Origin of the sequence: Vibrio pelagius, assembly GCF_024347575.1 — a bacterium.
GTDB classification, from domain to species: domain Bacteria; phylum Pseudomonadota; class Gammaproteobacteria; order Enterobacterales; family Vibrionaceae; genus Vibrio; species Vibrio pelagius.
The window spans coordinates 3,127,017-3,150,016 of record NZ_AP025503.1 but is presented as its reverse complement, the minus strand read 5'-3'; the positions used below and the strand labels follow the sequence as shown (position 1 = coordinate 3,150,016).

Here is a 23,000-nt window from a genome sequence, read left to right as displayed (position 1 = left end):
AATTCGAGAGAACCCTTTGTCAGACAAGGGCTTTCTCAATATTTTTAATGAAAAAAGTGTAACGGTGGGAAAGCCTGAGTTTGAAAGGAAGGTGCTCGACTCATTGCGAGAGCCGTTAGAGTCTGGAGAGATCATCATTTCACGAGCTGCGGGCAAAACCCGTTTCCCTGCTCGGTTTCAATTGGTTGGTGCCCTCAATCCAAGCCCAACGGGCTACTATGAGGGCAATCAAGCGCGTGCAAACCCACAGATTATTTTGCGTTATTTGAACCGGTTATCAGGGCCGCTGTTAGATCGCTTTGATATGTCATTGGAGATCCCGCTACTACCTAAAGGCATGCTCGCCGAGGGGGGCGATCGAGGAGAAGGGACTCCGGTCGTTAAGCAGCGTGTGGTTGACGCAAGGTCTACCATGGTCGAGCGCGGAGGAAAGCCCAATGCACTCTTGACCAGTCGTGAAATTGAAAAGTATTGCCCACTCGATAAGCAAGATGCTCAATTCTTAGAGACGGCGCTGCATCGACTTGGGTTATCAATTCGTGCTTATCATCGCATCATCAAGGTTGCTCGCACCATTGCAGATCTTGAAGGGAGTGAGCAGATTCAAAAGAAACACCTCTCAGAGGCGTTGGGGTATCGAGCAATGGACAGATTATTGAAGCAGTTGACGGCACAAGCGGTATAGCCAACAAATGCGGCTATACCTATGTGCTGGAATTAAAACTTGTAGTTCATACCAACTGAAACGATGTATTGGGACTCATCGTAGAAGGTAATGTTGGAATTGCTAGTGCCGTAGCCTGCTAATGAAATGAATGACCAGTTATCCCAGTTCATGAATTTATCATATTCATAAGCGGCAAACAGGTTGATGTTGTCATCACTGCGAACCGTGTTGTTGAACAAAGAGCTACCGGCATCGTAATCACGTTGATTATAACCCGCGGTTAACGCGTATTGATGACGGCCAGCTGAGCCAAATAGGCTGACCTCAGCTCCGAGTTGGTCATAAGATTCGGCACTGCCATCGGCATCGCGAGACTGATAGATGATGGATGGTACTAGCATCAAACTGCGGCTTAGAGGCTGTCGATATTGGCCTTTCAAGTAGAAGGTATCCGCATCACGTTTTAGCTCTGCTTGTTGAATAGCATCATCTTCAACATCTTTAGTGGCGTAGGCCATATCAAGTGAAAATGGTGAGCCAGCAATACTGCTCAACTTCAAACGAAAGGCGTGACCCTTCTCGTCAGTTTTCGAACGAGGGCCTGTGGTGTTGTATGGGTCAGCCCAGGTTTCACCGGACATGATGGTTGGTAGGATTGACGCATCAATCACCATTCCAGATTGCAGCTGATATTTGTAGCCCACTTCAAGTACAGCTGTACCTGTTGCGATATCGTCACGAGCGGTCCCCGTATAAACTTGATGATTTAAGCGTTCACCAAAGGTGTAAGCAACGCTGCCCAGTGGAGCGACTAAGAAAGAGCTTTCTGAAGACGCTTTCTTGTCCGTCGACATGATGTTGTTATCGCCGTCGGTATTGAAGTTTGACGTAGAGGAGGTGATCCCAGCATTCAGGGAAATTTCACCGCTGATGCCTTGCTCGTCGGCAAGCTTGGCAAAGGCAGGGGTAGCAGCAATGCTCAAAGCTAAAAATGTGATTTTTAATTTCATTTGCGGGGCTCCTTGCCCAACCTGTTAGTGATTAATGAAAAGCGATGAATAGTCCAGATACTAAAAGGTTCCTGATTAATTTTTTATCAATGATGCTTTTTGAGCATAGCAAAGAAAAAGGAAGCCGAAGCTCCCTTTTATCAATGAGTTATTTCTTCAATAAGAAATTAACCAGTGCAAAATACTCATCAAGAGATTTGATACCTTGCGCATCGACTAGGTAACGGTTGTTAACCACAACGGCTGGTACGCCCGAAAGGCCGCTGTCTTTGAATGCTTTATCGAAGCGACGAACCATAGAGTCAACCGCAAAGCCTTTATAGGCTGCATCAAATTTCTTCGCATCAACACCCTCGTCTAGGAAGATTTGACGTAGCTCTTCTTCATCGCGAGGTGGCTTGTTCATGTTGTGAATGCGGTTAAACATTACAGGCACCATCTTATCTTCTACTTTTAGCGCGATCATTGTTGCGTAAGCTTTGCTCATTGGCTTGCCCATGGCGCCGCCCATGAAAGATACGTGGTTCTTCTGCAGCTTAACGCCTTCAGGAAGCTGTTTTTTTAGCTGCTGAATGATAGGTTCAAAGCTATTACAGTGTGGACAGTAGAATGAAAAGAACTCAGTAACAACTGGCTTTTTAGAAGGCTCTAGGTCTAGAACCTTGTAGTGTTCACCTTCGTTAAATTGCGCCGCATGAGCCGATAAGCTCAGCATAACCAATGAGAAAAATGCGAATAGCTTTTTCATTTATTCAATCTCCATTATGTTTGAATTTTTTGTTTGCTATCAGTGTTGCCTTACCACTGAGGCATTAACGAAAGTGGTGGCTCCTGTAGGGTAGCAATCTGCTCTTTACAAGCAAGTACTTGTTGCTCCCAGTATTTCGGGTCATTAAACCATGGAAATGCAATTGGGAAAGCAGGGTCTTGCCATCGCTTTGCTAACCATGCCATGTAATGCACCATACGTAGACCGCGCAGTGGCTCAATTAGTTTCAATTCTGCGCTGTTAAAGTCACAAAACTGTTGATAAGCCTCTAATAAGATATCGAGTTGCATCAGTTTATCTTGGCGTTCACCGTTGAGTAGCATCCACAGGTCTTGGATGGAGGGGCCATTGCGTGCATCATCAAGGTCGACGAACATCGGCCCGTCACGCCACAAAATATTACCAGGGTGGCAATCGCCATGCAGACGAATAATTTTACTTGATTCAGACCACTGCTCTTCTAGTACTTTGATCAAGATATCTAGATCATTGAAGAATGCTGATTCGAGATGTGCAGGGATAAAGCGTGAATTCTCAAGGATTTTGCGTGGTTGATGAAGATACTCGTCGAGACTAATAGTCGGACGGTGCTGAAATAGCTTTTCCGAGCTCGCTTTATGAATACGCCCGAGAAAGCGACCGACGCCTTCTAGCTGATCGAGGTTATCCACTTCGTACTGACGTCCGCCAACACTATCAAATAGCGCAAAGAGATAGCCCTGATACTCATGCAAGGTTTGACCGTTGATCTTAATCGGTGGTGCAACCGGAATCTCTTGTTCAATCAAGTCGAGTGCGAAATCATGCTCTTCTTGGATCTGTTCTTTAGTCCAGCGCTGCGGGCGATAGAACTTCACAACGTAGCGCTTGCGATCTTCATCGCTAAATTGATAGACGCGGTTCTCGTAGCTATTGAGCGCCAATAGGCCAGACTCGGCGCGAACGCCGATGCTTTCTAGCGCATACCACATGAAATCAGGCGTCAGGTTATCAAAGTTAAAAGCTTGTTCGGTCATAAGAATAAAAAAGGCTCATTACTGAGCCTTTTTCCATTGATTGGTTGAAATACCGAGCGGTGAACCGCTAGATATTAGAGCTTCTTGATAAAGCGGCTTTCAACTTCTATCGTAAACTCTTCATTGTTCGAGAGTATAAACTGAATTGTCGAAACTGGTGAGCTGAGTTTTTCTGGATCGGCTCCCAAGCTGATCGGCAGATTAAGCACTTCACCTGGATCTACAGCAACGGTCTGCTTACCGTACCAGATCGCCTCTGGTAGCCCACTTACACTTAAATCATACTCTTGAACTTGCTGAGTTTTGTTGATGATTTTGAGGGTGTAAGTGTTTTCAACAAAGCCCTGAGTGTTGATTCTGAACAGTTGGTTTCGGTCACGAAGCACGGTTAAACCCGCAGGGTCAACACTTGCGACCTGAACAAAGAACAAGCCAATCATCAGTAGCAACACGCCGCCGTAACCCAACAGCTTAGGTCGCATCACCTTAGTATTGTGGCCTTCTAGACGATGTTCTGTGGTGTAGTTGATCAGGCCTTTCTCGTAGCCCATGCGATCCATCGTTTGGTCACAAGCATCGATACAAGCGCCACAGTTAATACATTCATATTGCAGGCCATCCCGGATATCGATACCGGTCGGACAGACCTGCACACATAAATTACAGTCGATACAGTCACCTAAGCCCAGCGCTTTAGGATCGGCTTTGCGTGAACGAGGACCACGGTTTTCACCACGCTCAGTATCGTAGCCAACAATGAAGGTATCCTTGTCAAACATCGCAGATTGGAAACGTGCGTACGGACACATGTGCACACAAACGATCGAACGCATCCAACCTGCATTGGCGTAGGTGCAGCCAGCGAAGAACAGAACCCAAAACACCGGCCAGAATGACGCATCGAAGGTAAAGAAACCAACCACCAGCTCTTTGACAGGAATAAAGTAGCCAACAAAGGTGAGGCCGGTTGCCAAGGCGATTGCCCACCAAGCAATGTGCTTAATCGTTTTGCGTAGTATCAGGTTCGGTGTCAGCTTACCTGAATCTTGCTTTCTACGCTTATTGGCTGAACCTTCTAATTTCTCTTCAAACCAGATGTACATAAAGGTCCAAACGGTTTGTGGACATAGGTAACCACACCAAACACGGCCTAAAAAGGTGGTAATAAAGAACAGACCAAAAGCAGCGATCATGAACAAAATCGCCAACAGGGTTAGGTCCTGAGGGTAGAGCGTGGTTCCGAAGAAATTAAACTGCTGATTACCAATATCGAGCAGTATTGCTTGTCGCTCTCCAAACGGTATCCACGGGATTAGTGCGAACAGAAGCAGTAGGAACCAGCCACCATAGCGGCGCAGCTGCTGGAATTTACCTTTGCTTTCACGCACGTAGATGCGGTTATTGGGGTTAAATCGATCTCCATTACCTTTATGTGTTTTGGGATTAAAGGTTTTAGGAGTCACATCTTTGATATCGATTTTATCCTGACTCATGGACTATCCTTTTGATGGTATAGGTACCCTTTCTTAGTGTGGGCACTTTATGACATTGCTTTTATTAAACTCTGCGGGAGAATCTTGCATACCGTAGCTTTGGTATATCACCGGACCCTATACACGCTACTCTTATTTTAGAAGATTCTTATGGGAGGCGATTATAGCGACAATACTGTTCTCATTTCTTTAACGCTATCAACCTTTAGCAACAAAACTCATAACAGTTGTGACGAAAAAATAGCGAACAGAAACAAAAAAGCGACCGCATGGCCGCCTTTAAATTGGTTGAGCTGAAACTGAGTTGAATTAGATGATGCCGCGGGCTTTTAGAATTGCGGTCTTGAAGTCGTCTTCTTGGTCTTTTTTTAGACCTGGGATCATCTCGTCTTTTTGGCTGTTACGCATCTTGAGGTGGTAGATAAGCACATCATCGGTGAGATCTTCCAGTTTACCTTGGTAGCCCGCTTCTTTAGATAGCTTGATGATGAATTCAAGTAGATTTAACTCTTGGTCTTTCTGCCACTCAGGCTCCATTAGCTCGATCAGCTCTTCAATGCGATGGCATTTCATTTTCTATTCTCCACAAATTTTATAATGATTTGCAGTAAAGGTATCAAATCGAATACGGAATACCAATCCAACAGGCAAGAAAAAAGCGCAGTAAAAACTGCGCTTTTTGTTATGCAGCTTTAATGACTTTTGAAGAGCTAGACGTAAGCAGAGCAGTCTTTTCGACAAGAGTCATTGTTGGAGCCACGTTCTTAGCCGTTGGAGCAGCTACAAAGCCACTACGACGACGCATCGCACTACGGTTGGTGTGCGAAAACCTGACAGCTGTTGGTCGCATTGAGTTACCTAACGGTCAGGCATATCCATTGCCAATTTAATGGCCTGATCCAAAATGAGCTGCGCTTTAATTGCTTAAAGTTGGACTCGTCTGGCTTTCGCCAATCCAATCATGAATCAGGATAATGATATGCGTGCATATCAATAACAGATTATCATCATCTGGTTGAACGATCGATGCTTGTTGGAAAAATTGCCGCCAATAACGGCTAAAATTGTGTGAGCAGTATATTTGAGTTTGAACCTCTTTCAGGCTTAAGATGGTGCTTTAAAGGAGGTGCATATGTCGTTCTTAAAGAAAACGCTAGCAAGTTTTGGTATTGGATCGGCGAAGGTAGATTCGGTACTCCAACAAGAAGTGCTTTACCCTGGCCGTAAAGCCAACATTATTGTGCACGTTTACGGTGGCTCCCAACCTCAAGAGATCGATAACATCGACCTCAACTTGTGCTGCCGTTACATCAAGGAAGTTCCAATTAACCCCGATAAACAAGATCGAGGTCAGACGCGTCGCGTCCATCAAACGTATTCATTGGCGAAGTGGAGCCTGCCTTATGCCTTCACTATTGAGCCGGGTGAAACTCGCGACTTTGAGTGTGAGTTTGATGTACCGCTCAATACGCCGGTGACTATTGGTGATGCGAAAGTGTGGCTGGAAACCGGGTTAGACATCGCGATGGCTATCGACCCATCTGATAAAGATGTACTCACAGTACGCCCTGACGAGTTGCTTGATGGCATTTTTAATGAGCTTGAGGCACAGGGGTTACGCATTCGACAAGTCGAGTGTGAGGCGGTGGATGGCTTTGAGTTGCCGTTTGTTCAAGAGTTCGAGTTTGTGCCAACGACAGGGCCTTACCATGGCCGTTGGCGTGAGCTGGAAGTCGTGGCCCATCGCGATGAGCAAGAGCTGAAAATGTGGTTTGAGATCGACCGCAATCGCGATGGTGCTAAAGGCATGTTAGCGAGCTTGCTTGGTGTCGGTAAGCTCAAACGTCAGCTAAGCATCCCTCTTGATACCTCGCCACAACAGGCGGGTCAGATGCTGATTGAGTATTTGGAGAGCGTCTCTTAGTCTCTCAATCCGGCGATAATACGGTCGATAAAAATTTAAGCTTACACGTGTAAGCTTAATGTGCAATACTAGAGTAAATGTTCGATTACTCTAGTAGGGTTCCCATGTCTGAAGCCAAAGTCAGTGAATACAGTGAAATAGAAGAGAGAGCCAACGCGATCACACACGGCCTGGGTGTGGTGTTAGGGATTGTTGGCTTAATCTTATTGCTCATCAAAGCCAATCAATTTGATGCTGACTCACTAACCGTAGCGAGCATGGCAGCCTACGGCAGTAGTATTATCTTACTGTTTCTGGCCTCAACCTTATATCATTCAATCACCACCGCGAAAACTAAGCGCTTGCTGAAAACCCTCGATCACTGCGCGATCTATTTGCTGATAGCAGGCAGTTATACTCCCTTCTTACTGGTCAGTTTAAGAACTCCGTTGGCCTTTGGCTTAATGGGCGTAATATGGGCGATAGCCTTAGTCGGTATCGTGATGAAAATTGCCTTTGTGTATCGCTTTAAGCGCTTGTCGTTAGTCACGTACCTTGCAATGGGATGGTTGTCGCTGATAGTGATTTATCAACTAGCAAAGAGTGTGGAGTTGGGAGGTTTGATCCTGTTGGCTGTTGGCGGAATCATCTACTCCTTAGGGGTGATTTTCTATGTCGCTAAACGCATCCCATACAACCATGCCATTTGGCATCTCTTCGTACTGGCGGGATGCGCCTGTCATTTCTTTGCGATCTATCTATACGTTACGCCAGTTTAGCGAGCCAGAACCTCAATTACTTCTGCTTGAAGTTGGTATTGGTCCTGTTTATCTACTGCTAGCTTAATCGATTTGCCTTCGGCACTGCTTTGTGGACGAAGGTAAGTTTCGGCCATACGCTTAATCGATTTCCAAGTATCTATTTGTTGCTCTGCTAACAGCTCTCCTGCTGTCGAGAGCACTTTAACCTTCAGTGAAACCAAGATGATTGGCTGGGTGCCTTGGTTAGTGATCGCCGTTGGAATGACGAGTTTACCATCCTGATAGCTTGCTGTGCCCAATAGGATATCGACCCCAGACTTAGATAGTTGCAGGCTTGGTTTAGTATCGTTGAGCTTAATCGTGGTACTAGTAACGGTGGTCGCAACAGGAATCGCCGCGATGCTTGGCTTCGCAGGTACGCCCGAAGTCGTGACTTCCGATTCAACTTTGGTCGTCACATACTCCCATGTAAAGTCATCTTTAAGATTCACTTGTTTACCATCGGGTAGGGTGAACAGTTGATCGGCGAATGCAGTGCCGCTGAGTAGTGCGCTAGCCATCAATAGGTAAGATCGCATAGTGTTTTCCTTTTTAATGCTTAATTAACGACGCCAGAAAGCTGGGAAGAAGAGTACCAACAGGGTCAGAATTTCCAATCTTCCCATCAGCATGCCAAAGCTTAGCAGCCACTTAGCGGCATCTGGCAGAGGCGCAAAGTTTCCAGTTGGACCAATCACGCTACCCATGCCTGGACCAACGTTGGCAACCGCAGTGATCGCGCCAGAAATGCTGGTGATGGGATCGAGCCCCATCGCACTTAATCCGCCGGCAATTAAGATAATAGTAATAAAGAACATCAAACCAAAAGCGACGAGAGAACGTACGATATCGTCGTTAACTGGGCGTTGGTTGTAACGTTGAACAAACACACCTGAAGGGTGGATCAGCTTCATCATCTGTTTGTGTAGTAGTGTCATCGCGATCTGGAAGCGGAAAATTTTGATGCCGCCTGAAGTTGAACCGGAACAAGCCCCAGCCATCATTAAGAAGGCAAACAGAGTTGTTGGTAGAGCGCCCCAAGCGGTAAAGTCTTCCAACCCAAAACCGGTAGTTGTGACCACTGAGACGATATTGAACATTGAGACGCGTAGCGCATCCATCATGGTGTATCCATCACGAATAACTAGCCACATTGAAATTACAACACTTGAAGCCAGAAACAGGTAAGTAAAGCCTCGAACCTGAGCATCTTTGTAAAGTGGGTCCAGTTTGCGTCCACGCAGAGCACTGACAAACAGCAGGAAAGGCAAGCCACCTAGGAACATGAATAGGGTACCAACCCAGTGCGCACTGTTTGAGAAGTGGTTCATCGAGCCGTCAGAGGTCGAGTAACCACCTGTCGAGAGCGTGGTAAAGGCGTGATTAATGGCATCAAACATGCCCATGCCAGCGAAGAGGTAGCTGATAAAGCACAGTCCTGTAAGAACCAGATAGACAGCGACAATGTTCTTGGCCACGGTTTTTGCACGTGGGCTGCTCTTATCTGACCAATCTGAAGATTCAGTCTGGAACAGGCGCATACCACCAACGTTGAGCATTGGTAGTACGGCTACTGCCATGACGATAAAGCCTACTCCACCCAGCCATTGCAATATAGATCGCCACAGCAAGATGCTTGGTGCCATGTTATCCAGCCCACTGAGTACCGTTGAGCCTGTAGTGGTAATCCCCGACATGGTCTCAAAGTAGGCATCGGTAAAGCTAATATGGTTAATGAACACAAACGGCAGCGCGGCAAATGCACTGGCGATAGTCCATACCAATGAGGTTATGAGGAACATGTCCCGCACGCCAAGTCTGAATTGAGCAGTGCGACCAAGGCTCAGGCAGATAAAGGCGATCACATGAGTGATCACTACCGATTGACCAAACTCTAGAAAGCCACCTGTCCCTGTAAAAAAAGCAACCAGAGTCGGCACATACATAAACAGGGCAAGCTTTGATAGCACTAACCCTATAACTAACAGAATGGGGCGTAAATTAACCATGATGTTTTACAGGTGCGCGCTTACAGGAAGAACGGACTCGGTTGGAATAGCGATTCGACGTCTGGAACGTATTTTTTATCAACCAAGAACATCACCACGTGATCATCCTGCTCAATCACAGTTCTATCGTGGGCAATCAGTACTTCTTCACCACGAACAATCGCACCAATGGTGGTGCCCGGTGGCAGTTTAATATCACCAATTGCTCGGCCCACAACCTTAGAGGTGGTTTCATCACCGTGGGCGATTGCTTCAATCGCTTCTGCAGCACCGCGTCGTAGAGACGATACGTTGACGATATCGGCACGGCGCACGTGAGTCAGTAGCGCAGAGATAGTTGCTTGCTGTGGAGATATCGCAATATCAATCACACCGCCTTGTACGAGGTCGACATAGGCACCACGCTGAATCAGTACCATTACCTTTTTAGCGCCCATGCGCTTCGCCAGCATCGCTGACATGATGTTGGTTTCATCTTCATTGGTCAGCGCGATGAACACGTCTACTTGGTCGATGTTCTCTTCGGTCAGCAGCTCTTGGTCTGCCGCATCACCACAGAATACGATGGTGTTCTCGAGCTCTTCAGAGAGTTTCTCGGCACGGGTGTAGCTGCGCTCAATCAGTTTGATGCTGTAGCTCTGTTCAAGGCGTTTAGCTAAGCTGGCACCGATGTTACCACCACCAACAATCATCACACGGCGGTAAGGCTTTTCAAGGCGCTGCAGCTCACTCATCACCGAGCGGATGTGGTTACTTGCCGCGACGAAGAATACTTCATCATCGGCTTCAATGATGGTGGTGCCTTGAGGTCGAATTGGACGCCCTTGACGGAAAATAGCGGCTACACGAGTATCGATGTGCGGCATGTGTTCACGTAGAGCCGATAGCGCATTACCGACAAGAGGACCACCGTAGTAGGCTTTTACTGCCACTAGGCTTACCTTTTGCTCGGCAAAGCTGACTACTTGAAGTGCACCTGGATACTGGATCAGGCGTTCAATGTAGCTAGTCACTAGCTCTTCTGGCGCGATCAGGTGATCAACCGGAATCGCACCAGATTTAAATAGGGCTTCTTTTTCTTCTAGATATTCAGGGGAGCGGATACGTGCAATTCGGTTAGGTGTATTAAATAGAGAAAAGGCGACCTGACACGCGGCCATGTTGGTTTCATCCATATTGGTTACTGCAACCAACATGTCTGCATCTTGAGCTCCCGCTTCACGCAGGGTATTAGGGTGGCTAGCGTAGCCATTGACTACCCTAAGGTCATATTTGTCTTGAAGTTCACGCAGTCGGTCACCATCGCGGTCGACAATCGTGATGTCATTGTTTTCACCTACTAAGTTCTCAGCAAGGGTGCCGCCTACTTGTCCTGCACCTAGGATAATGATCTTCATAGCCTTTCTCTTATTATTTGTTATCTAACGTCTTGATGGTGATACATCATAACGAAACAGCGGCTAAGAACCTCTTCTTAGCCGCTGCATAATTACGCTTGTTTTACTAACACTGCGTAGTAGAAACCATCCATATCTTCTTCACCAGGTAAAATTTGACGACCTGGTTGTTCGATATCGGAGCCGACAAGAGTTGCGTTACTTGTGCGCTCAAGGAACGCTTTTACTTGCAGCACGTTTTCTTGTGGTGTGATTGAGCAAGTCGCATACACCATGGTACCACCAGGCTTCAGTTGCCCCCACATCGCATCCATAATTTCGCTTTGCAGTTCTGCTAGAGCCTCAATATCAGAAGCTCGACGCAGCCACTTGATATCAGGGTGACGACGAATAACGCCCGTTGCCGAACATGGTGCATCAAGTAGGATACGGTCAAACTGTTCGCCACTCCACCACTCTTGTGGGTAGCGTGCATCACCACAGATTACGTCGGCACGTAGTTGAAGGCGCTCTAGGTTGTCGTAAACGCGGTCTAGGCGTTTAGCATCAGCATCGATCGCAACCACTTCAGTATCGTTAGTGTGCTCAAGGATGTGTGCTGTTTTACCACCTGGTGCAGCGCAGCAGTCTAGGATTAGTTCACCATCTTTGGGTGTCAGGTAATCAACCGACAATTGCGCAGCGGCATCTTGTACCGATACCCAACCCTTATCAAAGCCTGGTAGCAGAGTGACATCGCAAGGTGCAGATAATTTTATGGCATCTGCTGCTTGTGAGTGCAGGGTGTATTCAATGTTTTCGTTTTTAAGTAGCTCGGCGTACTCATCACGAGTGTGGTGCTGACGGTTTACACGTAGCCACATTGGAGCCTTGCTGTTGTTCGCTTCTACAAGTTGCTCCCACTGATCTGGGTAGCTCTCTTGCAGCATTTTTAGGATCCAACTTGGGTGTCCGTATTTGCCAGCGTTGTGGCTCGTCGCCGCCTCATCCAATGCTTCTTGGTCGCGTAAGTAGTTACGCAATACCGCATTGATCAGGCCGCTGAGGTTTTGTCCACGCAGTGTTTTGGTTGCTTCAACTGTTTCACCGACCGCCGCGTGCGAAGGAATACGCATGAAGCTCAGCTGGTAAATACCGACCAGAATTAGGTGGTGAAAAACACGTTTCTTGCCCTTTAATGGATTATCCATCAATTGGTTGGCGATAGATTCTAAGCGTGGGAGGTAGCGTAGAGCGCCGTAACATATCTCTTGCAGTAGAGCATGGTCTCGCGGGCGGATTGTTTTCTGAGCCGCAGGTAGAGCGTGTGAAAGAGAGTGGCCTTTATCGACAACTTGGAATAGGACATTGGCAGCAGCAGCGCGAACATTCATAGGGAATACCGACTATTTTATTGAGTACATGAGGGCATCTCTGCCCTCGTAAAGGTTGTAGACTGTGTTACTTACAGTCGTGCAAGGGTTAAACGAGCTGTGTGCCCACTTCAAACCAGCTTGCTCTTGAGTTCAATATATCTTGAACTGACATGGCTTTCTTACCCGGTACTTGTAGCTGTTCTAGCACAAGAACACCTTGCCCTGTCGCTACGTAGATACCGGTTTTGTCAGCTTGTAGAATCGTACCTGCTGGCTTGTCTGAAGTTTGTTCAGCCACTCGGCTTTGCCATACTTTGATGCTGTTTTCTGCCGCTTCAAAGTGGCTCATTGGCCATGGGTTGAAGGCACGTACACAACGCTCAATATGAGCCGCGTCGTCACTCCATTTGATGCGCGCTTCTTCTTTGCTGAGTTTCTTCGCGTAGTTAGCGAGCTCGTCGTTTTGTTTTTCAGCGACAGCTGTGCCGGCTGCGATATCCGCTAAGCAGTCAACTAGCGCGTCTGGACCTAGGCCAGCTAGCTTCTCATACATAGATGCGCTAGTGTCTGTTGCTTCAATTGGTAGAGTCGCAATTTTTAGCATATCGCCAGTATCTAGACCAATATCCATCTGCATGATGGTCACACCTGTCTCTGCATCACCCGCCCATATAGAGCGTTGAATTGGAGCTGCGCCACGCCAGCGTGGCAGGATAGAGCCATGGACGTTGATACAACCTAAGCGAGGGGTATCAAGCACTGCTTGAGGTAGTAACAAACCGTAAGCGACCACTACCATGATATCGGCATTGAGGTCAGCTAACTCTTGTTTAGCTTCATCCGACTTGAAGTTTTCCGGCTGGTAAACAGGGATATCATTTTCAACAGCAATGTTCTTTACTGGACTCGCCGTGAGTTTTTTACCGCGACCTGCAGGGCGATCGGGTTGCGTGTATACCGCAATAACTTCATGCTCCGAAGACAACAACGCCGCCAAGTGACGGGCGGCGAAATCCGGAGTACCTGCGAAGACAATTCTTAAAGACTGACTCAAGGTAGGCTTCCTTCTTATTAGGTTTTGCTAGCGCTTATTTTGCTTGTTTCTCGTTGAAACGCTTAATTTTCGCTAGTTTATCTTGAATACGTTTACGCTTTAGCGGCGATAGGTAATCAACAAATAGTTTGCCTTCTAAGTGGTCAAGCTCATGTTGAACACAGATAGCTAATAGATCATCAGCGTCGAAGGTGTACTCTTTACCATCGCGGTCTAGCGCTTTCACGGTAACTTCTGCAGCACGAGGCACCAGTGCACGAGCACCAGGTACAGATAGACAGCCTTCTTCAATACCATCTTCACCGCGCTTCTCGATGATTTCAGGGTTGATCAGCACCATTGGTTCATCACGTGTTTCTGAAATATCGATAACAACAATACGCTGGTGGAAATCAACCTGCGTTGCTGCAAGGCCGATACCCTCTTCGTCGTACATGGTTTCAATCATGTCATCAACGAACTTTTGGATCTCTGGGGTAACTTCTTTTACCGGTTTCGCCACAGTACGTAGACGATCATCCGGGAATGTTAATACTTGTAATACAGACATATATACTCGAAATATTGAACTGTGCCGAAACAGCTTAAACTTTGTTGGCTCAATTCTAGACATTTTATAGGCCAAATGACAGCATCCTGAAGGTAATTCTACGATTAGATGTCATATATTCAGACCAAGGAACCGAGGTCATGCGCCATTTTTTAACGAGGTTATCGCTAGTTTTCCTGTCACTGTCAGGTGCCGCTGTGGCTCAAGAATCTTTACCACAGCTCAGTATCAAGCAGGATGCTCCCAAGAGTTATATCGTTGAGAAAGGCGATACATTATGGGATATATCAGAAATGTATCTCGATAGCCCTTGGCTGTGGCCGCGTTTGTGGCAAGTGAATCCGGAAATCGATAACCCTCATCTTATCTATCCCGGAGATAAGCTCTCATTGGTATGGCGTAATGGTCAGCCCGTATTGAGTGTAAAACCGATTATGAAGCTAAGCCCTAAGATTCGAGTTAAGGATAAAAAAGCGGTGCCTACGGTGAATGAAGGGTTGGTGTTGCCCTATCTTCAATCAGATCGATTGGTGACCCAAGCGGATATAGAGTCAGCGCAGCGTGTGTTGGGGACAAGTGATGGACGTAAGTTTCTAACCGCTCAAGACCGCTTGTTCATCTCTGGGCAGCAACAGCATCAGAAATGGGGAATCTACCGTGCAGTGGCAACCTATCAACGAACTCAGCCTGCTACCTCAATCGTGTCTTTACGCTTAGTCGCAACCGCGCAACTTAGCTCTGTTGATGATGAATTCAGTAGCTTAAAGGTTGACTCTCAGCTGCAAGAAATCCTGATTAATGATGTTGTTCTCCCTGAATTAGTCCTAGATAAGAGTAAGTTAACCACCACTTTTTATCCTTCTCCTACGGCGGCGGATCAATCTGCCAATATTGTCGGTTCTTTAGAAGGGGGCAAATTCAGTGCTAAAAACCAGGTTGTAGTGATAGATAGAGGGACTGATGATGACCTGCGTCAGGGCTCTATGTTCTCGCTTAGACAGCCAGGTGCAGTGGTCTATGGTCAGCAGGGCGAGTACAGTTATGACAACGATGCACTCGGTAATAAAGTTCAGCTTCCTAATACTGAAATCGGGAACTTAATGGTGATAAGGCCTTACCAGCACTTTAGCTTGGCGCTAGTAACTCAAAACAGCCAACCAATTAGTAATGAAACTTTGGCGGTATCGCCGTTAACTATGGTTTTAAATCATTCTGCTTCTGCGATCGAACCATAGGACTACCAGATGACTGATCAAGAGTTGACGGCGTGGTTGAGGCTGAGCTTCGTTCCTAAGCTAGGAATGAAGCGCCTTAAACGCTTACTGGCTATCGACTCGCCATTTAATATCATTAACTACCCACATGAGCAGCTTCAGTCGCTAGGTTTCTCCGATTCTCAAATTACCTATCTTAGATTCAAAACAGAGCCATTGGTTGAAGAGTGCTTATCGTGGCAAGCGAAAAGTGCCAACCATCATCTTGTTACTCACCAATGTGCCGCATATCCACCAAGCCTGCGCCAGATATCTAGCGCACCTAGTACACTGTTTGTGCGCGGTAATATCGCTACCCTTAGTGATCCTCAAATCGCGATGGTGGGTAGTCGTAATGCCAGCCTAGAAGGACTGCAAACGGCCAAAGCATTTGCTCGAGAGTTTGCGCAGAGCGGTTTGATTGTGACTAGTGGCTTAGCGTTGGGTATTGATGGCTATGCTCATGATGGTGCTCTAGAAGGCGGCGGTGAAACTTTTGCAGTGCTAGGTTCGGGGTTAGATGCTATCTACCCAGCACGCCATCGTAAATTGGCACAGCGGATCGAAGAGCAGGGCGCGCTAATCTCTGAATTTCGCCCTTCGGCTAAACCTCGTCCTGAAAACTTTCCGCGTCGCAATCGTATTATCAGTGGCTTGTCGCTCGGTACACTGGTGGTCGAAGCGGCGGAAAAGAGTGGTTCATTGATTACGGCTCGCTACGCATTAGAACAAGGGCGAGAAGTCTTTGCTTTGCCTGGTTCAATACATAATCCGACTAGCCGTGGAGGAAACAGTTTAATTAAGTCGGGCGCTTGCTTGGTTCAGAGTGCTCAAGATGTGCTTGTTGAAATAAAAAGTCTATTGGATTGGTCTATTGAAGTACAACCCAGTCTGTTTGAAGCGCCGATAACCGACAATGAAAATGAACAATTGCCATTTCCGCATCTGTTAGCTAACGTAGGGTTAGAGGCGACACCCGTTGATATTTTGGCACAGCGAACCCATATACCTGTGCATGAAGTCATGATGCAGCTCTTAGAGTTAGAACTTTTAGGGCATGTTGTTGCAGTTTCTGGTGGCTATATTCGAAAGGGGAGAGGCTAGCTATGATGATGGACATTCTGATGTACCTGTTTGAAACCTACATCCATAGCGATTCTGAATTGCAGGTGGATCAAGACGAGCTTGAAGAAGAGTTACTTCGAGCAGGGTTTCACCAAGACGATATTTATAAGGCTCTTCACTGGTTAGAAGATCTCGCGGCACTGCAAGAAACTGATAGCCAAGCGGCAATCTCGGTCTCTTCAAATACCTCTATGCGTATTTATACTAAGCGAGAGATGGCGCGTATTAACCTCGAGTGTCGTGGTTTTCTTCTATTCCTCGAGCAGATCAATGTATTGACCACTGAAATTCGTGAGATGGTTATCGATCGAGTGATGGGGCTTGAGACCAATGAGTTTGAGTTGGATGATCTCAAATGGATTATCTTAATGGTGCTGTTTAACGTACCGGGTAATGAGAGTGCTTACACGCAAATGGAAGAGCTGTTGTACACCAAAGAGCAAGGTATCTTGCATTAATACAGGCTTGTCATGAGTAGTAAGATCGATCATCAGCTTTTCTCGGCTCACGAGCACGCGTTAGAACATGAAGCGTGCCCACAGTGTGATGGAGAGCTGCAGCTGCGCCACGGTAAACACGGCCCGTTTATGGGATGTAATCATTATCCTGAATGCGACTATATTAAGCCGTTGCATCAGAATGATGGGCATATCGTCAAAGAACTCGGTGTTCCTTGTCCAAAGTGCCAAAATGAATTGGTATTAAGGCAAGGGCGCTATGGCATGTTTATAGGTTGTAGTAGCTACCCAGAGTGTCATCACATCGAGTCACTTGACCAAAAACAAGAGCAGCAATCAGCCCCGCAAGTCGCCTGCCCAGAGTGTGGTAAAGGTCATCTTGTTGAGCGCAAGTCTCGCTATGGTAAACAGTTCTTTGCGTGTGACGACTACCCTAAGTGTAAGTTTGCCGTCAACCAACCGCCGATTATAGGCCGCTGTGAAGTGTGCCAGTATCCGCTGCTGATGGAGAAGAAAACGGCAAAAGGCATCAAAAAGCAGTGTGCTGACCGAAAATGTCACCACATTCAAGAACAAGCATAAAAAAACGGCGCTCAATGAGCGCCGTTTTTATTGGATTTCTATTTACTGCATCTGCGCAGCAAAATCGTGGATCGCTGGGTAAGCCCTTTTATCCAAGATTTTAGCTAGACCGCAAAGCGTGCGTTGCAGTTCGGCATTGTAGTCAGCACTGACGTTGATGTGACCCATCTTACGACCGGCACGTTTTTCTTTGCCATACCAGTGTACATGACAACCGGCCTGTGCCAAGATCGCGTTAGGCAGAGTGTCTTCACCCAGGATATTGATCATCGCAGTTGGGCGAATCAGCTTTGTGCTTCCTAGAGGCATGCCACATACAGCGCGAAGGTGATTTTCAAACTGACAAGTTTCAGCACCTTGCTGTGTCCAGTGACCTGAGTTATGAACGCGTGGGGCAATCTCATTAACGAGCAGGGCACCTTGAACATCAAAGAATTCAAGAGCAAGTACACCTACGTAATCCAAGCGTTCCGCAACCGCAGTGAACATAGTCTTAGCTTGTTCCTGTAACTCAACATCATCAATCGCTGTTGAAAGGCTCAGAACACCATTGGTATGAACGTTTTCAGCTAGTGGGTAAACTTGGATTTCACCATCTTTACCACGAGCACCGACCAACGATACCTCACGATCAAATGGAACAAATTCCTCCGCAACAATCGCTTGGTTGTCGGTCGCCGCGATGCATTCTGCCATCTCAGTCCAAACGGTTTCTACTGCGTCTAGTGACTTAAGACGCCATTGGCCTTTGCCATCATAGCCACCGAGTGTGCTCTTAAGCACCATTGGTAGGCCAACATGCGAGATCGCGTGGTCAAAGTCTTCGCGAGAGTTGATCACTGCGTATTTTGCGTTTTTCACGCCCGCTTGGTCGAGCAGAGCTTTCTCAAGACGACGGTCGCCGCCAGCTTTGATTGCTTCGGTAGTCGGTAAGAACTTACCACTGCGCTCACACACTTCAAGCACATCATGAGGGATGTGTTCGAATTCAGCCGTAATCACATCCGCACGCTCAATCGCATTCTCTAAGCCATTGCCTAGAATCGCTTGCGTTAATGGGTGAACAATATTTTTGCTGCCAACATCAAAAGCAGAAATTTCAATATTCAGCGGTGCCCCAGCTAGGGACATCATGCGAGCAAGTTGGCCCGCGCCTAACACAAGAACATGCATGGGAATTAGTCCTCTGCAGGGTTTGGATTAGCTAGTACCGTTTCTGTTTGCTCAGAGCGGAATGCTTCTACTTTTGCCATCACATCTTCATTGTGCGTACCAATGATTTGTGCTGCTAGAATACCTGCGTTAGCTGCACCTGCTTCACCAATGGCTAGCGTACCAACCGCGATACCTTTAGGCATTTGTACGATAGAAAGAAGTGAGTCCATGCCTTTTAGAGCTTTAGACTGTACAGGTACACCAAGAACAGGAACGCTAGTAAATGCTGCTGCCATCCCCGGTAGGTGAGCTGCGCCGCCTGCACCTGCAATGATCACCTTAATTCCACGCTCTTTTGCACTCGTTGCGTAATCCGCCAGTAGTTGAGGAGTACGGTGAGCAGAAACCACTTTTGTTTCGTACGCTACGCCAAATTGATCCAACATGTCCGCTGCTAGCTTCATTGTTGGCCAATCAGATTTAGAACCCATGATAATACCGACAGTCATCTCAAACTCCTTCAGGTACGATTTGATTAAGTGATTAGATAATTTGCGCGCATTATACGGGTAAAATTACCCAAGGAAAACGTTTGCGTAGGTCAAAATTGCTAATTGATACATTTTATAAACAAATAGCTTTAGTAACAGTTAGCGATTATTTGTACACTTAACGAGTTTAATAGCAGATATAGATGAGGCAAACCGTGGACAACTTTCAGCATACTTTGCAGGCATTACAACAAGGTGAGGTGATCGCCTACCCAACTGAAGGTGTATTTGGTGTTGGTTGCGATCCTGACAACCCGCAAGCTATCCAGAAATTACTTGAACTTAAACAGCGCCCGATGGAAAAGGGCCTCATCCTAATTGCTGCCAGTTACGAACAGTTGCTTCCTTATATCGATGAAAGCCAGCTGACCCCTGAGCAATTGGCAACGGTAAAATCGACATGGCCAGGTCCTGTTACGTGGATCATGCCAGCCAGTGCACAAGTGACGGATTGGGTAAGTGGTCAATTCGATTCAATTGCGGTACGTGTAACCGATCACCCTTTGGTACAGAAGATGTGTAATGCGTTTGGAAAGCCGTTAACCTCTACCAGCGCAAACCTATCGGGTGAGCCGCCGTGTATGACCACTGAAGAGGTGAAGCAGCAGCTCGGTCATAAGCTGGTGGCCATTCTTGAGGGTGAAACGGGAGGCCGTGATAAGCCGAGTGAAATCCGTGATGCAAAGACTTCTCAAATATTAAGACAGGGCTAAACCCTGCATAAAGGAAGAAACATGTCAGCAATTGATAAAGATGCGGTAAAGCAGTTCTTGCTCAACTTACAAGATTCGATTTGCCAACAATTAGAACAAGCCGATGGTGTTGCGGCGTTTGAAGAAGACGCATGGCAACGTGAACCTGGTGAGCGTCTTGGCGGTGGTGGTCGTACACGCGTTATGACTAATGGTGCCGTATTTGAGCAGGGTGGTGTGAACTTCTCTCACGTCGCAGGCAAAGAGATGCCAGCATCAGCGACCGCACATCGACCAGAGCTTGCTGGCCGAAAGTTTGAGGCAATGGGTGTTTCGTTGGTTATTCATCCTAAGAATCCATATATCCCAACCTCTCATGCCAATGTACGATTTTTCATTGCAGAGAAAGAGGGTGAAGCGCCTATCTGGTGGTTTGGTGGTGGCTTCGATCTGACCCCGTTCTACCCATTTGCTGAAGATTGCCAATCTTGGCACCAAACAGCGAAAGATCTATGTGCCCCATTTGGCGATGATGTGTATCAGCAGCATAAAGAGTGGTGTGATAAGTATTTCTACTTGCCTCATCGTGATGAGACGCGTGGTGTAGGCGGCTTGTTCTTTGATGATTTGAATGAGTGGGGCTTTGAGAAGAGCTTTGCTTACATGCAAGCGGTTGGTGAGGGTTATACTCAAGCTTATCTACCAATTGTTGAACGAAGAAAAGAGACGCCTTACGGTGAACGTGAACGCGATTTCCAACTTTATCGTCGTGGCCGCTATGTTGAATTTAATCTAGTTTATGACCGTGGCACCCTATTTGGTCTACAAAGTGGTGGTCGTACCGAGTCGATTCTGATGTCGATGCCACCGTTGGCACGATGGGAGTATCGATACGAACCTCAAGAGGGTTCACCAGAGGCGCTACTGTACACAGACTATTTAAAACCTAGAGTTTGGTAAGACTTCCTTCCTTATAGGTATAGTGATAGGGTCATCATTCGATGACCCTTTTTCATAAGCTCTGTTAGGTAAGGATATGACACAGTACATAGATCGCTATGCCGTTTTTGGAAACCCAATTAGTCAAAGTAAATCACCATTTATTCATACGCTATTTGCTCGCCAAACGAACCAGCAACTTACCTATACATCTCAACAGCCTGAGCCCGGTGATTTTCTCATTGCAGCGAAAGATTTCTTTGGTAATGGTGGTAAAGGCTGTAACGTCACAGCACCATTTAAAGAAGACGCATATCAATTTGCGGATCGTCTAACTGAGCGAGCTCAACTAGCTGGTGCCGTGAATACGCTTAAAAAGCTTGATGATGGCGAGATCATTGGTGACAACACCGACGGTGAAGGGCTAGTCCAAGACTTATTGCAACACCAAGTGGTATTAAAAGACGCTCGTATTCTGCTGCTTGGAGCTGGCGGTGCAGCAAGAGGCGTGATTAAGCCATTGCTTGACCACAATCCTCGTCAGTTAGTGATTGCTAACCGCACTGCTTCTAAAGCACAGCTACTCGCAGAAATGTTCACTTCCTTTGGTAATGTCTCAGGCATTGGACTTGATGAGGTGCATGAAGGCTTTGATGTGATCATTAACTCTACTTCTTCAGGGTTGAGTGGTGAACTTCCCCAAGTGTCCGCCGAGATATTCACACCAACAAGTACCGTTTATGACATGGTCTATGGTTCGGGACACACGGTCTTTAATCGCTGGGCATTGGATAATGGTGTCCACGCTGCTTATGATGGCCTAGGCATGCTGGTGGGTCAGGCGGCTGAAAGCTTTATGTTGTGGCGCGGTCTAAGACCGGGAACAAAGCAAATCCTCAGAGAATTAAGAAAGAACCTAGAGGCGTAATAATGAATCAGTCAATTTTGTTTCCTGATATCCAAACCTGGGATGCTGAGAATCAATGCGTCGTTTTCCCTGCTCAACAAAGTGGTGCACTTATTGAGTGTACTATTACCCTAGAAGAGTTAGGAAAATTGGCAGGACGTGAAGTAACAAATGAGCAAGCCATTGAGGTGTTCAGTGAGTTGCGTTTTGACTTAGAAGAACTAGCAGAAGAGTTAATAGAAGAAGAGGAGTTTAACTCCTCTGGTCAAATCGAGATTCAAGCGTCTTAAACAGGGCGAACTGAATCTAGATAGTCATTTTTGTTCTGAACATAGTTGTCGGCAGACTTCTGGAGAAAAGCACGCTCTTTATCTGTTAAAGGACGTGCTTGTTTTACTGGGCTTCCCACATATAAATAACCGCTCTCTAAAACTTTGTTTGGCGGAACTAAACTGCCAGCACCAATCATTACTTCTTGCTCTACGACAACATTGTCTAGAATGATCGCTCCCATTCCTACCAATACCCGATCTTGAATGGTGCAACCATGCAACATCACCTTATGGCCAATCGTGACATCATTACCGATAATCAAAGGGTAGCCTTCAGGATTCTCCTTGTTTTTATGGGTGACATGAAGAACTGAACCATCTTGGATATTTGTACGTTGACCAATATGGATATGATTAACATCTCCTCTTGCTGCAACCAAAGGCCAAACACTAGAGTCGTCACCAATCTTGATGTCACCAACTAATACAGCGGTTTCATCTATATAGACATCTTGGCCTATTTTCGGTGCGATACCTTTATAACTGCGTATAGAACTCATAAATCCTCCTTTATATAGCTAGCTTAAGAGCATTATTGGGTCTCTGACTAGGATAAATGGCCGTTTTTGAGTGTTTTTTATCCGAACAATCAAAAAACTAAAAAAAACGTAAAAAAGGGCTTGCCAATGTGATCGCAATCTCTATAATGCCACCTCGCTGACACGGGATGGCTTCGCAAGAAACCACAACGAATCAGCAAGCCAAATTAGCCAAGCTAAGCGCTTGAAAAAAGTTTTGAAAAAAGTGGTTGACACTAAAACTTAAATCGCTAAAATGGCCGTCCGATTTGAGCGAAGCTCAAAAAGGAAAAGCTCTTTAACAATTTAAACCTATCAATCTGTGTGGGCACTCGTTGATGAATATCAAAAATGAAACTTCGGTTTCAACTTGATTTCAATGAACTGAGTGACCAATTCGAATCGTAAGATTCGGCACAGTCAATTCAACATTACTATGTAATGTAATCAGTATTCATTGAGTCA

At 46.5% G+C, this 23,000-nt stretch carries 25 protein-coding genes and 1 pseudogene; 11 read left to right on the top strand and 15 right to left on the bottom strand.

The genetic code is table 11. From position 1 onward, the window contains the following. Positions 1-73 precede the first annotated feature (73 nt). A pseudogene (locus vsple_RS14105) lies at positions 74-685 on the top strand (magnesium chelatase subunit ChlI family protein); the annotation flags it as partial. Between the two features lie 32 nt (positions 686-717). Here the strand turns inward: vsple_RS14105 and vsple_RS14100 are convergent. The 6 genes from vsple_RS14100 to vsple_RS14075 form a co-directional block, all read right to left on the bottom strand. Beyond that, a complete protein-coding gene (locus tag vsple_RS14100) occupies positions 718-1,677 on the bottom strand; it encodes a DUF2860 domain-containing protein (RefSeq protein WP_261882297.1) in 960 nt (319 codons plus the stop codon). A gap of 148 nt (positions 1,678-1,825) precedes the next feature. Next, positions 1,826-2,425: a thiol:disulfide interchange protein DsbA/DsbL gene (locus vsple_RS14095; RefSeq protein ID WP_261882296.1), complete on the bottom strand. Its 600-nt coding sequence runs from the start codon at positions 2,423-2,425 to the stop codon at positions 1,826-1,828. Between the two features lie 50 nt (positions 2,426-2,475). After that, positions 2,476-3,462, bottom strand: a complete 987-nt coding sequence (locus vsple_RS14090) for a serine/threonine protein kinase (RefSeq protein ID WP_261882295.1) — start codon at positions 3,460-3,462, stop codon at positions 2,476-2,478. A 74-nt stretch (positions 3,463-3,536) separates the two neighbouring features. Continuing rightward, positions 3,537-4,955 carry a cytochrome c oxidase accessory protein CcoG gene (gene ccoG, locus vsple_RS14085; protein WP_255229571.1) on the bottom strand — a complete coding sequence of 473 codons (1,419 nt, stop codon included), beginning with the start codon at positions 4,953-4,955 and terminating at the stop codon, positions 3,537-3,539. A gap of 309 nt (positions 4,956-5,264) precedes the next feature. After that, the gene (locus vsple_RS14080) at positions 5,265-5,528 is read right to left on the bottom strand and encodes a YihD family protein (RefSeq protein ID WP_261882294.1); all 264 of its coding nucleotides are present in this window, start codon (positions 5,526-5,528) and stop codon (positions 5,265-5,267) included. Between the two features lie 109 nt (positions 5,529-5,637). Beyond that, the gene (locus vsple_RS14075; RefSeq protein ID WP_261882293.1) at positions 5,638-5,805 is read right to left on the bottom strand and encodes a hypothetical protein; all 168 of its coding nucleotides are present in this window, start codon (positions 5,803-5,805) and stop codon (positions 5,638-5,640) included. A 282-nt stretch (positions 5,806-6,087) separates the two neighbouring features. Between vsple_RS14075 and vsple_RS14070 the strand changes: the two genes are divergently transcribed. Both vsple_RS14070 and trhA read left to right on the top strand, forming a co-directional pair. Continuing rightward, a complete protein-coding gene (locus vsple_RS14070; RefSeq protein WP_261882292.1) occupies positions 6,088-6,879 on the top strand; it encodes a sporulation protein in 792 nt (263 codons plus the stop codon). Positions 6,880-6,983: 104 nt separating this feature from the next. After that, on the top strand, positions 6,984-7,637 hold the full coding sequence (trhA, locus tag vsple_RS14065; RefSeq protein WP_152469485.1) for a PAQR family membrane homeostasis protein TrhA: 654 nt from the start codon (positions 6,984-6,986) through the stop codon (positions 7,635-7,637). On the opposite strand, the gene vsple_RS14060 is transcribed toward trhA, so the two are convergent. The 6 genes from vsple_RS14060 to def all read right to left on the bottom strand — a co-directional run bounded on the left by vsple_RS14060 (position 7,634) and on the right by def (position 14,023). Next, positions 7,634-8,197 (bottom strand): DUF3157 family protein, encoded by a 564-nt coding sequence (locus tag vsple_RS14060; protein WP_261882291.1) that lies wholly within the window; start codon positions 8,195-8,197, stop codon positions 7,634-7,636. The genes trhA and vsple_RS14060 overlap by 4 nt on opposite strands. A 24-nt stretch (positions 8,198-8,221) precedes the next feature. Beyond that, the gene (locus vsple_RS14055; protein ID WP_261882290.1) at positions 8,222-9,667 is read right to left on the bottom strand and encodes a TrkH family potassium uptake protein; all 1,446 of its coding nucleotides are present in this window, start codon (positions 9,665-9,667) and stop codon (positions 8,222-8,224) included. A 20-nt stretch (positions 9,668-9,687) separates the two neighbouring features. Beyond that, positions 9,688-11,064, bottom strand: a complete 1,377-nt coding sequence (gene trkA / locus vsple_RS14050; RefSeq protein ID WP_032548662.1) for a Trk system potassium transporter TrkA — start codon at positions 11,062-11,064, stop codon at positions 9,688-9,690. Between the two features lie 92 nt (positions 11,065-11,156). Beyond that, positions 11,157-12,437, bottom strand: a complete 1,281-nt coding sequence (gene rsmB / locus vsple_RS14045; protein ID WP_261882289.1) for a 16S rRNA (cytosine(967)-C(5))-methyltransferase RsmB — start codon at positions 12,435-12,437, stop codon at positions 11,157-11,159. A gap of 88 nt (positions 12,438-12,525) precedes the next feature. Beyond that, positions 12,526-13,473, bottom strand: coding sequence for a methionyl-tRNA formyltransferase (gene fmt / locus vsple_RS14040; protein ID WP_261882288.1), 948 nt, complete (start codon positions 13,471-13,473; stop codon positions 12,526-12,528). Positions 13,474-13,507: 34 nt separating this feature from the next. Beyond that, on the bottom strand, positions 13,508-14,023 hold the full coding sequence (def, locus tag vsple_RS14035) for a peptide deformylase (RefSeq protein ID WP_255229577.1): 516 nt from the start codon (positions 14,021-14,023) through the stop codon (positions 13,508-13,510). A 140-nt stretch (positions 14,024-14,163) separates the two neighbouring features. Here def and vsple_RS14030 point away from each other — a divergent pair, with 140 nt between their 5' ends. From vsple_RS14030 to vsple_RS14015, 4 genes are read left to right on the top strand one after another with little or no spacing between them, the layout of a single operon-like run. Beyond that, a complete protein-coding gene (locus vsple_RS14030; protein WP_261882287.1) occupies positions 14,164-15,258 on the top strand; it encodes a LysM peptidoglycan-binding domain-containing protein in 1,095 nt (364 codons plus the stop codon). A 9-nt stretch (positions 15,259-15,267) separates the two neighbouring features. Continuing rightward, complete coding sequence (dprA, locus tag vsple_RS14025) at positions 15,268-16,380, top strand: DNA-processing protein DprA (RefSeq protein WP_261882286.1); 1,113 nt, start codon at positions 15,268-15,270, stop codon at positions 16,378-16,380. Positions 16,381-16,382: 2 nt separating this feature from the next. After that, complete coding sequence (locus tag vsple_RS14020) at positions 16,383-16,859, top strand: DUF494 family protein (RefSeq protein WP_032548670.1); 477 nt, start codon at positions 16,383-16,385, stop codon at positions 16,857-16,859. A gap of 12 nt (positions 16,860-16,871) precedes the next feature. After that, on the top strand, positions 16,872-17,441 hold the full coding sequence (locus vsple_RS14015; protein WP_261882285.1) for a DNA topoisomerase family protein: 570 nt from the start codon (positions 16,872-16,874) through the stop codon (positions 17,439-17,441). A gap of 42 nt (positions 17,442-17,483) precedes the next feature. Here vsple_RS14015 and vsple_RS14010 read toward each other — a convergent pair whose 3' ends face one another. Both vsple_RS14010 and purE read right to left on the bottom strand, forming a co-directional pair. Then, entirely contained in the window at positions 17,484-18,614 is a 1,131-nt protein-coding gene (locus vsple_RS14010) for a 5-(carboxyamino)imidazole ribonucleotide synthase (protein ID WP_261882284.1), read from the bottom strand. A gap of 5 nt (positions 18,615-18,619) precedes the next feature. Next, the gene (gene purE / locus vsple_RS14005; protein ID WP_032548673.1) at positions 18,620-19,105 is read right to left on the bottom strand and encodes a 5-(carboxyamino)imidazole ribonucleotide mutase; all 486 of its coding nucleotides are present in this window, start codon (positions 19,103-19,105) and stop codon (positions 18,620-18,622) included. A gap of 197 nt (positions 19,106-19,302) precedes the next feature. Here purE and tsaC point away from each other — a divergent pair, with 197 nt between their 5' ends. The 4 genes from tsaC (at position 19,303) to vsple_RS13985 (ending at position 21,975) form a co-directional block, all read left to right on the top strand. Further along, complete coding sequence (gene tsaC / locus vsple_RS14000) at positions 19,303-19,860, top strand: L-threonylcarbamoyladenylate synthase type 1 TsaC (protein ID WP_261882283.1); 558 nt, start codon at positions 19,303-19,305, stop codon at positions 19,858-19,860. A gap of 21 nt (positions 19,861-19,881) precedes the next feature. Then, the gene (gene hemF / locus vsple_RS13995) at positions 19,882-20,799 is read left to right on the top strand and encodes an oxygen-dependent coproporphyrinogen oxidase (protein WP_150870660.1); all 918 of its coding nucleotides are present in this window, start codon (positions 19,882-19,884) and stop codon (positions 20,797-20,799) included. Between the two features lie 76 nt (positions 20,800-20,875). Next, complete coding sequence (aroE, locus tag vsple_RS13990; protein WP_255229584.1) at positions 20,876-21,706, top strand: shikimate dehydrogenase; 831 nt, start codon at positions 20,876-20,878, stop codon at positions 21,704-21,706. A gap of 2 nt (positions 21,707-21,708) precedes the next feature. Further along, positions 21,709-21,975 (top strand): DUF1488 family protein, encoded by a 267-nt coding sequence (locus tag vsple_RS13985; RefSeq protein ID WP_032548677.1) that lies wholly within the window; start codon positions 21,709-21,711, stop codon positions 21,973-21,975. Here vsple_RS13985 and vsple_RS13980 read toward each other — a convergent pair. Next, positions 21,972-22,517, bottom strand: coding sequence for a gamma carbonic anhydrase family protein (locus vsple_RS13980; RefSeq protein ID WP_261882282.1), 546 nt, complete (start codon positions 22,515-22,517; stop codon positions 21,972-21,974). The genes vsple_RS13985 and vsple_RS13980 overlap by 4 nt on opposite strands. Between the last annotated feature and the right edge of the window lie 483 nt (positions 22,518-23,000).

Bases quoted from the DNA above. Each gene is read 5' to 3' on its own strand.
- vsple_RS14100 (WP_261882297.1), bottom strand. From the start codon at position 1,677: ATGAAATTAAAAATCACATTTTTAGCTTTGAGCATTGCTGCTACCCCT.
- vsple_RS14095 (WP_261882296.1), bottom strand. From the start codon at position 2,425: ATGAAAAAGCTATTCGCATTTTTCTCATTGGTTATGCTGAGCTTATCG.
- vsple_RS14090 (WP_261882295.1), bottom strand. From the start codon at position 3,462: ATGACCGAACAAGCTTTTAACTTTGATAACCTGACGCCTGATTTCATG.
- ccoG (WP_255229571.1), bottom strand. From the start codon at position 4,955: ATGAGTCAGGATAAAATCGATATCAAAGATGTGACTCCTAAAACCTTT.
- vsple_RS14080 (WP_261882294.1), bottom strand. From the start codon at position 5,528: ATGAAATGCCATCGCATTGAAGAGCTGATCGAGCTAATGGAGCCTGAG.
- vsple_RS14075 (WP_261882293.1), bottom strand. From the start codon at position 5,805: ATGCGACCAACAGCTGTCAGGTTTTCGCACACCAACCGTAGTGCGATG.
- vsple_RS14070 (WP_261882292.1), top strand. From the start codon at position 6,088: ATGTCGTTCTTAAAGAAAACGCTAGCAAGTTTTGGTATTGGATCGGCG.
- trhA (WP_152469485.1), top strand. From the start codon at position 6,984: ATGTCTGAAGCCAAAGTCAGTGAATACAGTGAAATAGAAGAGAGAGCC.
- vsple_RS14060 (WP_261882291.1), bottom strand. From the start codon at position 8,197: ATGCGATCTTACCTATTGATGGCTAGCGCACTACTCAGCGGCACTGCA.
- vsple_RS14055 (WP_261882290.1), bottom strand. From the start codon at position 9,667: ATGGTTAATTTACGCCCCATTCTGTTAGTTATAGGGTTAGTGCTATCA.
- trkA (WP_032548662.1), bottom strand. From the start codon at position 11,064: ATGAAGATCATTATCCTAGGTGCAGGACAAGTAGGCGGCACCCTTGCT.
- rsmB (WP_261882289.1), bottom strand. From the start codon at position 12,437: ATGAATGTTCGCGCTGCTGCTGCCAATGTCCTATTCCAAGTTGTCGAT.
- def (WP_255229577.1), bottom strand. From the start codon at position 14,023: ATGTCTGTATTACAAGTATTAACATTCCCGGATGATCGTCTACGTACT.
- vsple_RS14030 (WP_261882287.1), top strand. From the start codon at position 14,164: ATGCGCCATTTTTTAACGAGGTTATCGCTAGTTTTCCTGTCACTGTCA.
- dprA (WP_261882286.1), top strand. From the start codon at position 15,268: ATGACTGATCAAGAGTTGACGGCGTGGTTGAGGCTGAGCTTCGTTCCT.
- vsple_RS14020 (WP_032548670.1), top strand. From the start codon at position 16,383: ATGATGATGGACATTCTGATGTACCTGTTTGAAACCTACATCCATAGC.
- vsple_RS14015 (WP_261882285.1), top strand. From the start codon at position 16,872: ATGAGTAGTAAGATCGATCATCAGCTTTTCTCGGCTCACGAGCACGCG.
- vsple_RS14010 (WP_261882284.1), bottom strand. From the start codon at position 18,614: ATGCATGTTCTTGTGTTAGGCGCGGGCCAACTTGCTCGCATGATGTCC.
- purE (WP_032548673.1), bottom strand. From the start codon at position 19,105: ATGACTGTCGGTATTATCATGGGTTCTAAATCTGATTGGCCAACAATG.
- hemF (WP_150870660.1), top strand. From the start codon at position 19,882: ATGTCAGCAATTGATAAAGATGCGGTAAAGCAGTTCTTGCTCAACTTA.
- aroE (WP_255229584.1), top strand. From the start codon at position 20,876: ATGACACAGTACATAGATCGCTATGCCGTTTTTGGAAACCCAATTAGT.
- vsple_RS13985 (WP_032548677.1), top strand. From the start codon at position 21,709: ATGAATCAGTCAATTTTGTTTCCTGATATCCAAACCTGGGATGCTGAG.
- vsple_RS13980 (WP_261882282.1), bottom strand. From the start codon at position 22,517: ATGAGTTCTATACGCAGTTATAAAGGTATCGCACCGAAAATAGGCCAA.